We start from the raw sequence: 13,678 nt of genomic DNA, 5'->3' as shown, positions 1-13,678 counted from the left end.
TCGGTGGCGCCGGGGTGGCGGGTGCTGTTCTCGCGGCGTTTAGATTCTTTGGCCATATCGGAAGTTCGGAAAGGAAAACGAAAGCTCACCAGGTGGCAGGCTCCCGTACGGTTCTACGGCAAAGGTAGGAGTTGGGGTGCTTCGGCTTCGCCTCGCATTGACGGACTATTTCGCCTTGGCGGAACGAGTAAAGTCGCCGGCTTCCGGCCGGTGTGCCGCTACTGCAATTGCTGGTAAGTCGTTACCGTAGCGTCAGAGAGTACTCTACTACCTGCTGTATTTCCTCCTCAGTGAGCTTACCTTGGAAAGCCGGCATCTTCTTGCTGATGCTGCCATTGGCCACCTGATACGTGCGGCCAGCGGCGTTGAGGTTGCTCTTGGTCAGGTCGCGGGCACCGTTGAGGCCCAGCCGGCCATCAGAGCCGTGGCAGACGGCGCAGTTCTGCGTGTACAAAGCATTCCCCGCCGCCAGTACGGGCGGGGCAGCCGCAGGAGCCGAGCCAGCGTCTTCGGCCAGTTGCACCGGGTTGCCAGTGGCCGTGTCGATGGGGGCAGCCGCATCGGGTGTGGCAGTAGCTTCGGCCCGACCGGAGGCTGAAGGCGCCGCCGTTTCTGGCTGCCGGAGTTGGTTAGGCAGTACCTTGGGAAGCGTCAGGTAAAGTGTGGAACTGTACAGTACTACGGCACCCAGCAGGTTGCCGACAGCCAGATAAGCACTTTCACGGCGTAGCATCCAGACACAAGCCAGCAAAAGCGCCACCGCGCCCAGCAGCAAGACTAGGAACCCCAGTCCAATAGCAGGGGCAGTGGCCCACACGCTCAGGCCACTGAGCAGGCTAGTTCCCAGCAGCACGCTGTCGGCCCAGCGGGTACGGGCGCGTAGTTGGCGGAGCGGCTCCTGGCGGCCCGTCAGCAGCAACATAAGCTTATAGCCAAAGAACAGGAACGCCACACACACAAGTAGCGTATGCAGGCTTAGCAGCAGAACGGGAGCAGACAAACGAGCCGAAGGTTAAGGTGAAGCGGGAAGGCGCAAAAGTACTGCATGGTTGTTACCCGCCCGCCGAAAAACAAGGCGCTAGGTACGGGGCCGCCGGAAGGCCCGTATCTTTGCCGCCCCGCCCGCCCGTTTTCCTGCCTTACTTCCCTGCTACCCCTTCCGAATGCGCGTTGCCATTGTCATTAACACCAGCTGGAACATCTGGAATTTTCGTCGGAGCCTAGTAAAGGCGCTACAGGCGGCTGGCCACGAGGTGCTGGCCATTGCTCCGCCCGACGCGTATTCTGAGCGACTGGAAACCGAGCTGGGTTGCCGTTTCGTGCCCATTCCAATGGAGAACAAGGGGACCAATCCGGTGAAGGATGCCGCGCTTACCCGCCGTTTCTACCGGATTTACCGCCGGGAACGGCCGGATGTGGTGCTGCACTACACCATCAAGCCCAACATTTACGGCACCCTGGCCGCCCGCCTGGCCGGCATCCCGAGCGTGAACAACGTGTCGGGCCTGGGCACGGTGTTCATTGTGAAAAACCTGGTGAGCAAGGTGGCGTTAGGCCTCTACCGCTTCGCCTTTCAGTTTCCGAAACGGGTGTTCTTTCAGAATGGCGACGACCGGCAGCTGTTTCTCGAAAACGGCCTAGTAGACCAGCGCATCACCGACCTGTTGCCCGGCTCCGGCGTGGATACCGACCGGTTCCGGCCCGACCCGGCTTACCAGCGCCAGGAGCCGTTCGTGTTCCTGATGATCGGGCGCGTGCTTTACGAGAAAGGGGTGGAAGAGTACTTCGAGGCGGCCCAGCTGGTGCGCGAGGCTGTGCCCGGCACACGGGTGCAGCTGCTGGGCGGCATTGATGAAAGCGGCGGCGTGGGCGTGAAGCGGGCCATCTTCGAGGAGTGGCTGCAGGCCGGCAACGTGGAGTACCTGGGTACCTCCGATAACGTGGCCGACCTGATCCGGCAGGCCGACTGCGTGGTGCTGCCGTCTTACCGTGAGGGTACGCCCAAAACCCTGCTGGAAGCGGCGGCAATGGGCAAACCCATCGTGACGACCAATGTGCCCGGCTGCCGCGAAACCGTGGTCGACGGCCAGAACGGGCTGCTCTGCGAAGTGCGCAATGCTTCGGACCTGGCCGCCAAAATGCTGCAGGTTCTCCGCCTGCCTGTCTCCGGCCTGGCGCAGATGGGGCGGGCCGGACGTCAGCTGGCCGAAACCAAGTTCGATGAGCGGCTGGTCCTCAACAAATATCTGGAGGTGGTGCGCGAAGTAACCGCCGGGCATTCCGGCCGCCGGTAAATCTGCCTAACTTGCGGCCTGTTAGCCGCCCAGTCATCAGTAGTTGCTACATGGAATTTAAATACTTCGACATCCCAGGAGTGGTAGAAATCCTGCCACGCGTGTTTGGCGACGCCCGGGGAGCTTTTTTCGAGTCGTTTAGCACCCAGAAAATGGAGGCGGCCGGTATTACAGGTAACTGGGTGCAGGACAACCAGTCACGCTCCGATCGGGGCGTGGTGCGGGGGCTGCACTTTCAGAAGCCTCCTTATGCCCAGGCCAAGCTGGTGCGCGTAGCCGCCGGCCGTGCTCTGGATGTAATTGTGGATATCCGCCGCGACTCGCCCACCTATGGCCAACACGTATCGGTAGTGCTGGATTCGGAGCGGTTCAATATGCTGTACGTGCCAGAGGGATTTGCCCACGGCTTTACGGCGCTGGAAGACAACACCCTCTTCCTCTACAAGTGCACAAACTACTACGCCCCGCAAGCGGAAGGTGGGCTGCTTTGGAACGACTCCGCCCTGGCCATCGACTGGGGAGTGCAAACGCCTACCATTTCTGCCAAAGACCAGATCCTGCCCACGCTGGCTGAGCTGGAAAGTCCATTTTAAGGCAGATCAATGCACAAAAGAGAAGCCGCCGCGCTTCCGTCGTCCACCAGGACGACGGAAGCGCGGCGGCTTCTCTTTTGTGCTCTAGAGCAGCTCCAGCAACGTTTCCAGACCCATGCCCCGGGAGCCCTTGATTAGGATCTGGCGGCTCCGGAGCGGATGGCTTTGGAGCCAGGCTACGGCTGCCGGCTTAGTGGGAAAATACTGCGCGGCCCTGTTGGTTGCGGCAGCCTGCCGCATCTCCTCACCAATGACTACCACGGTACCCAGAAGCAGATCGGCCAGCAGATGCCCCAGTGCCGCGTGCTCCCGTTGGCTTTCGGTGCCCAGCTCAAACATGTCGCCGAGGATGACCACTTTGTCCTCGGGGCGGCCGGGGCGGGTGGCAAAGCTGTGCAAGGCTGCCGCCATGCTGCTGGGGTTGGCGTTGTAGGCATCCAGCAGCACCTCGTTGTGAGCCGTGCGGACCAGCTGGGAGCGGTTATTGGTAGGGGCATAGCCGGCCAGGGCCTCCCCGATATCGGTGGCCGGAACCTCAAAATATGCCCCCACAGCAGCGGCGGCGGCCAGGTTAGGGAAGTTGTAGCCGCCCGTAATCTGAGCTTCCACCGTATCCCCATTGAACAGCCGCAACACAACCTGAGGCGCGGCACTGACGAGTTCTGCCGGATACGTATCAGTCGGGCCCGGATAGGTAATCTGCTCCGGTAGGGCAGCCGCCATGCCCGGTAGGCGGGCATCCAGCGTATTCACGAAGGCGGTGCCGCCTACCTGCTCCAGAAACCGGAACAGCTCTCCCTTGCCTTTTACAATGCCCTCTACGCCGCCAAAACCTTCCAGGTGAGCTTTTCCGATGTTGGTAATGAGGCCGTGGGTGGGCTCCGCCAGCCGGCACAGCAGCTCGATTTCGCCCTGGTGGTTGGCCCCCATCTCCACAATAGCCAGCTCATGCTCGCCGGGACGGATGCTGAGCAGGGTCAGTGGCACGCCAATGTGGTTATTAAGGTTGCCCCGCGTGTACTGCACCTGGTAGCGGCGGCTCAATACCGCGTGCACTAGCTCCTTGGTAGTGGTTTTGCCGTTAGAGCCCGTAATGGCCAACACCGGCATAATCAGCTGCCGACGGTGGTAGTGGGCCAGTTCTTGCAGGGCCACCAGTGGGTCGGGAACATAGGTGTAGCGTTCCGGGTTAGTATTGGCCAGGGCTTCGTCGTCTACCACGGCGTAGCGGGCCCCTTGAGCTAAGGCCTGTGGGGCAAAGTCGCGGCCCCGGAAGGTGGGGCCGTTCAGGGCAAAAAAAAGGGTGCCCTCCTGGGGTTGGCGCGAGTCGGTGCTGACGGCCGAAGATTCCCGGAAACGGGCGTAAAGCGCCGTGAGGTCTGCCATACGGTTTTGTGCGTAACTTTAGAAGCGAGAGAAAATAACCAGTTGCTACCAACGCCGTTGTCGATGCGTCACTACATGATTCGGGGAGTACTGAGCGCCTTGGCCGGCGGAGTCTTTTTTTCGGCGCAGGCCCAGAGCGGAGCCTCGTTCGGCTTTGAATACAAGGCCCTGGCAAAAGTAGTGCAAGGTACCGATACGCTGCGCAATGCCTGGGCCGGGGGGCTGAATTCGCCCCAGTTTTCCAACATCGACCTGAATGCCGACCAGCAGCCCGATTTGTTTGTGTTCGACAGGGCTGCCAACCGGGTCTTCCCGTTCCTGAGTGTAGCGGCCGGCACGGGCCGGGCCTGGCAGTTTGCCCCCGAATACGCCGCCCTGTTTCCGCAGGACCTGACGGGCTGGGCACTGTTGCGGGACTACGACTGCGACGGCCGCCCCGACCTGTTCACGGCCGATGCCTCTGGCAGCAGCATTCGGGTGTTCCGGCAGGTGCCTGATGCCCAGGGCCGCCCCGGCTTCCAGCTGATTACCTCCCGGCTCACGTACTTCGATACCAACCTGAACCTGGACATCAACATTGCCACCGGCGGCTACAACATGCCCGCTATTGAAGATGTGGATAACGACGGCCGGCTGGATGTGCTGACGTTTGATTTTTCGGCCACTTCGCCCGCTATTTACTACTACCGCAATACTACCACGGCCGGCTGTGGCGGCCTCACGCTACGGGAGGCTTCCAACTACTGGGGCGGACTTACCGCTTGTCTGTCAGGCTGCAACGGGTTTTCGTTTGCGCCGGATTTCTGCCGGCCCCTCCCTCGGCCTACTCATACCGGCGGCTACAACATCGGCCTGTTTGATTTGGATGGCGACGGGGATAAGGAGCTGCTGACCGGGCGCGATAACTGCCCGGAGCTGACCGCCATCCGCAACGATGGGACGGCAGTAGTAGCCCGTTTCACCAGTGACGGCCTGAACGCCAATTCACCGTTCAGCACCACGGCCGCGCTGGTACCCAATTTCCCGGCCGCTTACCCGGTGGATGTGACGTTCGATGGCCGCCCGGACGTGGTAGTAGCCGCCAACCTCTATGATAACATCGATACCGTAGACCTGCGACAAACGGCTCTCCTGTACCGCAATACCGGTACGGGTGCGGTACCCACTCTGGTGCGGGAGCAGCCCGATTTTCTGCAGCACGATATGCTGGAGGTGAGCGAGCTGGCCGCGCCCACCTTCGGGGACCTGGATGGCGACGGGTTGTTGGATATGCTGGTGGGCGGTGTGAGCCGTAATACGCCCGGGCGTTTCTACCGAGCCAGTCTGAGCTTCTACCGCAACGTGGGGACGCGTACGGCCCCCGCTTTCCAGCTTGTTACTTCCGATTATCTGGGCCTGACCGGCCGTAAGCTGGCGTTTATCAAGCCGGTATTGGTAGATCTAAATCAGGACGGTGCCTTGGATCTGGTGTATTCAGCCCACGTAAAAGGCGCCAGTGACAACCCTATTGCCTTCCTGCTGAATGCTGCCGGAGCCGGGCGGGCAGCAGTGTTCAACCCCAGCGCTGTAAGCTACTTCGCCAACATGCCGCAGCAGGTGTTTGATATGCCCTGCTTTGCGGATGTAGACGGCGACGGTCGGGTAGATATGCTGCTGGGTACTAACTCCAGTTCCGCAAGCTACCCCGGACAGGCCTTGCGTTACTACCGCAACACCGGCGCGGTCAACCTGAGCCAGACGTTTACGCCCCAGGATGGCGACTTTGGCCGCGTCCGGACCAGCAGCGGGGGGCGCCCCAGCTACCTCAGTCCCGTAGTGGCCGATTTCGACGGGGACGGTCGTCCTGATCTGCTAACGGCCGATACCAGCGGCGACATTCGCTTCTTCCCCGATCTTCGGGCGCAGACTGGGGCTTTCCTGGGCCGTAGTGACTTGTTTTATAACCCGCTTACCACCCAGTTTCAGGCCGGGCAGTGGGGGCGGGCCAACAAGTTTCGGTATGCTCCGGCCGCTGCCGATGTAAATGCCGATGGTGCCCCGGAGCTGTTCCTGGGCCTGGAGGGCGGTGGAATTACCAGCTTTATCCCGCGCAACCGCGTTGTTACAGCTGCTCAGCCAGCGGCGGCGACGTTGTTGTTGCAGCTCTATCCCAATCCGGCCAGCAGTACGGTTACAGTAGAGGCGGCCCGGCCCATGCGCCTCACGCTGCTCGATCTGACAGGGCGCGTCCTTCGGCCGGCAACCACGGCGGCCCGTACCCAGCAGCTGGATGTGACGCAGTTGCCGGCTGGTATTTACCTCGTGCGCTGCCAGGCCCTGACCGGCGAAACTACCGTGCGGCGGCTGGAAGTACGGGGCCACTAAGAATCTGTCTCGTATAAAAAAACCGGCCTGCTACCTGAGTGGCAGGCCGGTTTTTTTTAAGGAACCAGGCCGAAATTATTTCAGGACTAGACTCCGGAGTTCGAACTCGTCGCCATCATTGAGGGCGGGAAACCGTTCCCGGAAGGCTGTCAGCTCGGCCCGGCGCAGGGTGCGGGTAATGCTGGTTTCCTGATTGCCCACTTCTACCAGATACTCGCCCCGCATGTCCAGCAGGGCCGAATCACCGGTGTAGGCGAGGCTGTTGCCATCCATGCCCACGCAGTTCACGCCCATCGTATACGCCAGGTTTTCAATGGCCCGGGCGCGCAGCAACGTCATCCAGGCAGTTCGGCGGATGGCAGGCCAGTTGGCCACGTACAGCAGCAGGTCGTAAGGGGTATCGAGCGGGTTGCGGCTCCACACGGGAAAGCGTAGGTCGTAGCATATCAGCGGGCAGATGCGCCAGCCCCGCCATTCCTCAATCAGCCGCTCCGCGCCAGGCGTGTACACATGGTGCTCGTTGGCCATGGTAAACAGGTGGCGCTTATTATAGTAGCTCACCGAGCCATCGGGCCGTACCCAGAGCAGGCGGTTGTAGTAGCGGCCTTCCTCCTGCACAATGATGGTCCCCGTCACCACGGCGTCGCGGGCGTCAGCTACCAGGCGCATCCACTCCAGAGTGGGGCCCTCCATCGGCTCGGCCAGCGCGGCGGCTTCCATGCTGAAGCCGGTGGTGAACATTTCCGGGAGAACAATGAGGTCCGTGGCAATGGATATCTCATCAATGTGGCGGCTCATCTCCTGGTGATTGGCAGCAGGATCATGCCAATGCAGGGCGGCCTGCACGAAGGAAACAGTGAGGTCAGACACGGCAACAGGTGTTTAGCGTACAGATCAGTCTTGAAGTTTACAAAAAAAGATGCTACGCCACAAAGAAATATTTCTATTGTTGCGGCGTGGTGCCGCCCGGCTGCCGCTGCCGTAGCCGCTCAGCGGCGGCGTGCAGGGTAGTGTCCTGTTTGGCGAAGCAGAACCGGATCAGACTCTGGTCGTGGCGGTTGTGGTAAAAGGCTGAAAGCGGCACCACGGCCACGCCGGTTTCAGTGGTGAGCCGGCGGGCAAAGTCCTCATCCGATACACCCGGGGCCAGCGCGCTGAAATCGGCCACCTGGAAATATCCGCCCCGCACCGGCAGCAGCCGGAATCCGGCCGGCACCAGCAGCTCCCGGAACAGGTCGCGCTTTTGCTGATAGAAAGCGGGCAGCGTATCGTAAAGAGTGGTATCGGGTAACACCTCGGCCAGGGCGTGTTGGGTGGGCGTACTCACGCTGAATGTCACAAACTGGTGGACGCGGCGCAGCTCGGCCGAAAGCCGGGCCGGGGCCACGCAGTAGCCCACCTTCCAGCCAGTAGCATGGTAGGTTTTCCCGAACGATGACAGCACAAAGGCCCGTTCCCGCAGTTCCGGATGGCCCGTGACGCTGGTGTGGGTAGCCCCATCGAACACCATGTGCTCATACACTTCGTCGCTGAGCAGCAGGGTATCGGTGTTGCGCAGCAAGGCCGCCAGGGTATCAAGGTCGTCGGTAGTGAGGATGGCCCCGGTAGGGTTGTGGGGTGTATTAATCATTACCAAGCGCGTACGCGGGGTAAGGGCCGCCGCCACCTGGTCCCAATTGGGGCGGAAGTCGGGAAACTGGAGTGGTACGTACACCGGTATGCCGCCCTGGAGCCGCACGGCCGGCCCGTACAGGTCGTAGGCCGGCTCCAGAATCAGTACCTCATCACCCGGGCGTACCACGGCGGCTAGCACGGAGTATAGGGCTTCCGTTGCGCCGCTGGTCACGGTGATGTCGGTGGCGGGATCGGGCTGGTGGCCGTAGAGGCGGGCGGTTTTGGCCGCAATGGCTTCGCGCAGGCTTGGTAGGCCGGGCATGGGCGCGTACTGCTGGTGTCCGGGCATGAGCACCTGGCGGGCCAGCGCCTCCAGCAGCGGGCGGGGCGGGTCATAATCGGGGAAGCCCTGGGCCAGATTGATGGCCCCGTTTTCCTGGGCCAGCTGGGTCATCACCGAAAAAATACTGGTACCCACATCGGGCAATTTGGAGAGCAGGGCAGGTTGAGCCATAAAAAGCAGCGGAGTACATATAAAGAAGGCGCTGAAGATAGTCAGCGCCTTTTAACAATATTTCACCTGGTTCTGACACGTAGTTGGCGAATACTGCGCTACTATGCGCTACTATGCGCTACTATGCGCTACGGAAGCCGTAATTAGCTTTTGCGCTGATACGGAAACCGCTTGGCTACATTGCGCATAAGGGAATTAGTAAGGTTCTGGGCGTTATCGGTGAAGCCTCCGCCACCCTGAAGCTGACAGTCGTAGCGCCAGAGCAGGCGGCCCGCCTGCTGGTCGTGCAGGCTCAGAGAAGCCGTCACCTCATCCGACACGGCATAGAAGGGCGTGAACACATTGATGGCTAGCGCGGCGGCCAGCGGCAGTGGCTTATTGAGTAGCAACTGACCGGTAACGACGGCATCTACGCCAAGGAGTTTGGCCAGTTCTTCGCGGGGGCGGGTCTGCATATCCTCGTAGCTGAGGCCGGCCTGTTGGAGCAGAACGTTGGTGCGGGCTACATCCTGAAACTCCACGGTATACTCATCTTTGGCCGCGCGGTGCAGTAGCCAGCTGAATACGTTATTCTGCACGGCCAGTCCCGTTTGGTATTCCTGTTCGGCCAGTTCCCGCTGGGAAGGCCGGGCTCCTCGACCCAGCAGCGGCGGAGCCGGCCGGATATGCACGTTAAAGGGCAGAATAGCCACCGTTTTGTGGTGGGGTTGTACCTGCTGGCGGAAGTCACGGGCCGTGTAAACCCGTGGTGCACAGGCTGCCAGACACAGGAGCAACAGGAAGGGCAGGAGCTTTTTCATAGGGCGCAGAAGGTGAGAATAAAGAGGATACACGCTGCCCGGCCCCTATAGCGGGTGGCGAAAACAGCAACATTCAGCTTCTGGCCAGAAGTACGAACAGGCTTTTACAAACCGGGTGCCAACTTTTCAATAAATAGTTCCAAAAGGTGAAAAAGTATCTTCAGGAATGGTACGCTTCGCTGTAGAAGCGGCAAAATCGGCTTATATAGGGCGTCAGCATCCTCTGTGGCCTAGCCAAAGTTTTTATAAACAAGGAGCCCCCACCATCAATGACAGATGGTAGGGGCTCCTTGAGCTATTAGGGTAGTAGTGAGTGCGGCTACAGTTTATATATCGAGCCCCGGCAGGCGGCTACAACGGACTTTTCAGCAGCTGCGGAAACTTGTGGCGAAACTTCTCCACTTTGGGCGTCGAGACGTTCTGCACGTAGCCTTCGCCGGGGTGCAAGCGGTAGTAGCCCTGGTGGTAACCCTCAGCCGGCCAGAACTTCTGGAACGGCACTACCTGCGTCACGATGGGACTGCCGTACTGCTTGCTGGCATTCACCCGGGCAATGGCGTCGTCAATGATTTTCTTCTCGGCAGGCGTGCGGTAGAAGGCCACCGAACGGTACTGCCGACCGGCGTCGGGACCCTGGCGGTTCAGGGTGGTGGGGTCGTGGGCCGCCCGGAAAAACACGTCTACCAGCGTGGCGTAGCTGATTTGCTTCGGGTCGTAGTAGATTTCAATAGACTCGGCATGGCTGGTCTGGCCGCTGCCTACTTCCTCATACGTGGGGTTGTTTTCCTTGCCGCCGCTGTAACCCGATACCACGGCCTGTACGCCTTTCAGCTCCTCGAATATTTCCTCGGTACACCAGAAACAGCCGCCGGCAAAAGTAGCCGTAGCCAGGCCCGCCAGGTTGGTGGGAGCCGGGCCGGTAGTGGAGCGCGTAAGCGGGCCGGTTTTAGTCTGGGCTTCAGCCGGGCGGCGCTCCGAGCAGGAGGCCAGTAGCAGGATCAGCAGGGCCGCGAGGCCGTTTTTAAGCAAAGTCATCAGCGGGAGAAATAGGTGGAGTTCGAAACAGCAACAGCGTATCTACGCAACTGTTGCCGGCCCGGACGTGGGGCCGGCGAGCGGCCGTTTGCTTTCGGGGCGGCAGGGTGGTTTCTTCGGGGATGCTAACCTTGTTTTTCGGCGGGAAAGTTCCTGTGCGTGCGCTGTGGCCGGCCCTGGGCTTGGCGGTATTTCCGTGGCTGGCTTCGGCCCAAACACTGCTGCCCATCGAGCAGCAGGCACCCGCCTCGGTGCGCTGGTACGAGGTGCGCACGCCCCACTTCCGGGTGCTGTACCCGGCCGGCTTCGAGGAGCGCGCCCGCCGCACCGCCCACCGCCTGGAGCAGGTGCACGAGCCCGGTGGGGTCTCGCTGGGCCTGAGCGGGCGGCCGGTTTCAGTCGTGCTGCAGACCCGCACCACCATCGGCAACGGCTTCGTGTCGCTGCTTCCCCGCCGCTCCGAGTTCTACACCACCTTCCCCCAGGACCCGTTCCTGAGCGGCACCCTCGACTGGCTGGATGAGCTGACAGTGCACGAATATCGCCACGTAGTGCAGTTTGATAAGGCCCACCAGGGCCTGGGGCAGCTGGGTTACCTGCTGGGCGGCTACGGTGGCCTGGGCCTCACCACCCTGGGCGTGCCTGATTGGTTTGCCGAGGGTGACGCGGTGGGCACCGAAACGGCCCTCACCCGCAGCGGCCGGGGCCGCATCCCCAACTTCGACGCTTACTTCCGGGCTAACCTGCTGGCCGGCCGGCGCTACTCCTACGCCAAGGCCGTAGCCGGCTCCTTCCGCGACAATGTGCCCAACCACTACGTGCTGGGCTACTTCCTCACCACCCGCCTCAAGCGCACTGCCCCTGACGCGGGCATCTGGGGCACGGTGCTGAACCGCTACTACCGCTTCCCGGTGTACCCGCTGTCTTTCTCGGATAAGCTGCGCCGTGCCACCGGCCTGCGCACCGACGACCTGTACGCCACCACCGTGCGGGAGCTGGACAGCCTCTGGCGTGCCGAGGCCGCCACTCGCCCCCTCACCCCCGCCACCGACCTGCCCGTGGCCGCCACCGAAAAGGTGTTCACCGAATATCAGTATCCGCAGTACTCCACCGGCGGCACAGTGCTGGCCCTGAAAAGCGGCCTGGGCCACACGCCCCGGCTGGTAGGGCTGCAAGCCGGCCGCCCCGAGCGGGAGCTGTGGGTGCTGGGCCTGCACCACAACGCCGAACAGCTTTCGGTGGGCAGGACCCGGGCAGCCTGGCTAGAATTCCGCTACGACCCGCGCTGGCAGCAGCAGGTGTACTCCGAGCTGCGGGTGCTGGACCTGGCCACCGGCCAAGTGAGCCGCCCCGGCCGCCGCACCCGCTACACCGCCGCCGTCCTCTCCCCCGATGGGCAGCAGCTGCTGGCCGTCAGCACCGATTCCAGCTACCAGCACCGGCTGCACCTGCTGGATGCTGGCTCCGGCGCGGTGCTGCGCACCTTCGAGAACCCCGCGAATCAGCCCTATCTGCACCCGCGCTTCGGGGCCGATGGGCGCACGGCGGCCGTGGTGCGGCTGGAGGCGGCCGGCAAGCGGCTGGAGCTGCTGGACCTGACCACCGGCCAGGCCCGGGTGCTACTGCCCGCCGCCAACGACAACATTGCTCAGCCCCAGCCCTGGCAAGAGTACGTGCTGTTCAGCTCGCCCCGTTCGGGCCAGGAGGAAATCTATGCCGTACACACCACCACCGGCGAGGTGCGCCAGGTAACCAGCCGGCCTGTGGGCAGCTACCACCCCACCGTCAGCCCCGACGGGCAGCGGCTGGCTTTCCACGAAATCCGGGCCCAGGGTAGTCGGGTGGTGGAAATGCCGCTGAATCCGGCCGCCTGGCTCCCGGCCCCGCCCGCCGCTCCGGCCCCCAACCGCTACGCCGATGAGCTGACGGCCCGGGAGCCCGGCACCCGTACCATCGGCCCCCTGCTCCCCACCGATTCGGCGGCGGTAGCGGCGCTGGTGGGCCGCCGCTACCGCCGCCTGCCCCACGCCCCTAACCTCTACGGCTGGGGTCTGGTGCAAAGTCCCTCGGGCAACGGCCTCAACCTGGGCCTGCGCGCCCAGGACGTGCTCAGCACTACCCAGGCCGTGGCGGGCGTGGGCTTCGATGGCGTGGAGCGCACCGGTCGCGTGTTTGCCGACGTGAGCTACCAGGGCCTGTGGCCGGTGCTGGATGCGGGTGTGGAGTACGGTGGCCGTCGGGCCATTGGGCCGGTGCCGGGCGGCGTGCGCGAGGACCAGTGGCAGTACACCCGCCTGAGCCTAGGCAGCCGTCTGCCGCTGGTATTCACCCAGTCGCGCATGCTCACTTCGCTCACCGTGGGCGCCTATTATCAGCTGGAAAAAAACCAGGGCTACGATTTCACCCAGCGGTTTATTGATGAAGTGGGCAGCCGGCCGCTACACGCGCTGCTGGGCAGCGTCAGCTTTGCCCGCACCCTGCGCCAGAGCTACCGCGACGTAGGCCCGCGCTGGGGGCAGAGCCTGAGCCTCACGGCCCGGGGCACCCCATTCGGGGCGGGGCTGGCGGCCCGGCAGCTGGCCGCCCAGGGTAGCCTGTTCCTGCCGGGTTTGGGGTGGCACCACGCCGTGCGCCTGCGGGCGGGCTACCAACACCAGCAGCAGAACGAGTACCGGTTCGGATCGGCCATTTTCTACCCGCGCAACCTGCCCTACCTCAGTGGCAACCACCTCACCTCCTTCAGCGGCGAGTACCGCCTGCCCCTGGCCGATGTGCATTGGGAGTGGGGGCGGGTGCTGTATATCCAGCGGCTCAAGGCTAACGTGTTTACCGACGGCGTACGGGTCGTGTCGGACAACTTCCGCAACACCTATTACTCCGCCGGCTTCGACGTTTCGGCCGTGTTCAACCCGCTACGGCTGCGGACTCCGCTGGAAGTGGGGCTGCGTACGGTGTATGACTCTTACTACCAACGCTGGCAACTCCAGCCCTTGGTCCTGAACGTGGGATTTTGAGTTGTAAGGGTGAAGTAGTGAAAGGTAAAATTGTGACAGTGAGGGTGCCGGACAGATGAGACGC

At 62.4% G+C, this 13,678-nt stretch carries 10 protein-coding genes; 4 read left to right on the top strand and 6 right to left on the bottom strand.

The genetic code is table 11. The features are described 5' to 3' along the window. Positions 1–241 precede the first annotated feature (241 nt). Positions 242–1,000, bottom strand: coding sequence for a c-type cytochrome (locus HSW_RS23870; RefSeq protein WP_052346653.1), 759 nt, complete (start codon positions 998–1,000; stop codon positions 242–244). A 163-nt stretch (positions 1,001–1,163) separates the two neighbouring features. Here HSW_RS23870 and HSW_RS19715 point away from each other — a divergent pair, with 163 nt between their 5' ends. After that, complete coding sequence (locus HSW_RS19715) at positions 1,164–2,294, top strand: glycosyltransferase family 4 protein (RefSeq protein ID WP_044003430.1); 1,131 nt, start codon at positions 1,164–1,166, stop codon at positions 2,292–2,294. 50 nt (positions 2,295–2,344) lie between these two features. Next, a complete protein-coding gene (gene rfbC / locus HSW_RS19710; RefSeq protein WP_044003428.1) occupies positions 2,345–2,887 on the top strand; it encodes a dTDP-4-dehydrorhamnose 3,5-epimerase in 543 nt (180 codons plus the stop codon). Between the two features lie 84 nt (positions 2,888–2,971). Here rfbC and HSW_RS19705 read toward each other — a convergent pair whose 3' ends face one another. Beyond that, positions 2,972–4,273: a UDP-N-acetylmuramoyl-tripeptide--D-alanyl-D-alanine ligase gene (locus tag HSW_RS19705; RefSeq protein ID WP_044003427.1), complete on the bottom strand. Its 1,302-nt coding sequence runs from the start codon at positions 4,271–4,273 to the stop codon at positions 2,972–2,974. Positions 4,274–4,336: 63 nt separating this feature from the next. Here HSW_RS19705 and HSW_RS19700 point away from each other — a divergent pair, with 63 nt between their 5' ends. Further along, complete coding sequence (locus HSW_RS19700) at positions 4,337–6,637, top strand: FG-GAP-like repeat-containing protein (protein ID WP_081768512.1); 2,301 nt, start codon at positions 4,337–4,339, stop codon at positions 6,635–6,637. A gap of 75 nt (positions 6,638–6,712) precedes the next feature. Here the strand turns inward: HSW_RS19700 and HSW_RS19695 are convergent, their stop codons facing one another. The 4 genes from HSW_RS19695 to msrA form a co-directional block, all read right to left on the bottom strand. Further along, a complete protein-coding gene (locus tag HSW_RS19695; protein WP_044003424.1) occupies positions 6,713–7,507 on the bottom strand; it encodes an amidohydrolase in 795 nt (264 codons plus the stop codon). A gap of 73 nt (positions 7,508–7,580) precedes the next feature. Further along, positions 7,581–8,765, bottom strand: a complete 1,185-nt coding sequence (locus HSW_RS19690; RefSeq protein WP_044003422.1) for a methionine aminotransferase — start codon at positions 8,763–8,765, stop codon at positions 7,581–7,583. 143 nt (positions 8,766–8,908) lie between these two features. Then, positions 8,909–9,565 carry a hypothetical protein gene (locus tag HSW_RS19685; RefSeq protein WP_044003420.1) on the bottom strand — a complete coding sequence of 219 codons (657 nt, stop codon included), beginning with the start codon at positions 9,563–9,565 and terminating at the stop codon, positions 8,909–8,911. A 351-nt stretch (positions 9,566–9,916) separates the two neighbouring features. Next, complete coding sequence (gene msrA / locus HSW_RS19680; protein WP_044003419.1) at positions 9,917–10,600, bottom strand: peptide-methionine (S)-S-oxide reductase MsrA; 684 nt, start codon at positions 10,598–10,600, stop codon at positions 9,917–9,919. Positions 10,601–10,722: 122 nt separating this feature from the next. Here msrA and HSW_RS19675 point away from each other — a divergent pair, with 122 nt between their 5' ends. Beyond that, complete coding sequence (locus HSW_RS19675) at positions 10,723–13,614, top strand: TolB-like translocation protein (protein WP_044003417.1); 2,892 nt, start codon at positions 10,723–10,725, stop codon at positions 13,612–13,614. Positions 13,615–13,678 lie beyond the last annotated feature (64 nt).

The sequence above is a fragment of the Hymenobacter swuensis DY53 genome, from assembly GCF_000576555.1.
Taxonomy (GTDB): domain Bacteria; phylum Bacteroidota; class Bacteroidia; order Cytophagales; family Hymenobacteraceae; genus Hymenobacter; species Hymenobacter swuensis.
This window is presented reverse-complemented; position numbering and strand designations above follow the sequence as displayed.

Excerpts from the sequence above, each read along its gene's own strand:
- HSW_RS19715 (WP_044003430.1), top strand. The coding sequence starts at position 1,164 with ATGCGCGTTGCCATTGTCATTAACACCAGCTGGAACATCTGGAATTTT.
- rfbC (WP_044003428.1), top strand. The coding sequence starts at position 2,345 with ATGGAATTTAAATACTTCGACATCCCAGGAGTGGTAGAAATCCTGCCA.
- HSW_RS19705 (WP_044003427.1), bottom strand. The coding sequence starts at position 4,273 with ATGGCAGACCTCACGGCGCTTTACGCCCGTTTCCGGGAATCTTCGGCC.
- HSW_RS19700 (WP_081768512.1), top strand. The coding sequence starts at position 4,337 with ATGCGTCACTACATGATTCGGGGAGTACTGAGCGCCTTGGCCGGCGGA.
- HSW_RS19690 (WP_044003422.1), bottom strand. The coding sequence starts at position 8,765 with ATGGCTCAACCTGCCCTGCTCTCCAAATTGCCCGATGTGGGTACCAGT.
- HSW_RS19685 (WP_044003420.1), bottom strand. The coding sequence starts at position 9,565 with ATGAAAAAGCTCCTGCCCTTCCTGTTGCTCCTGTGTCTGGCAGCCTGT.
- msrA (WP_044003419.1), bottom strand. The coding sequence starts at position 10,600 with ATGACTTTGCTTAAAAACGGCCTCGCGGCCCTGCTGATCCTGCTACTG.
- HSW_RS19675 (WP_044003417.1), top strand. The coding sequence starts at position 10,723 with ATGCTAACCTTGTTTTTCGGCGGGAAAGTTCCTGTGCGTGCGCTGTGG.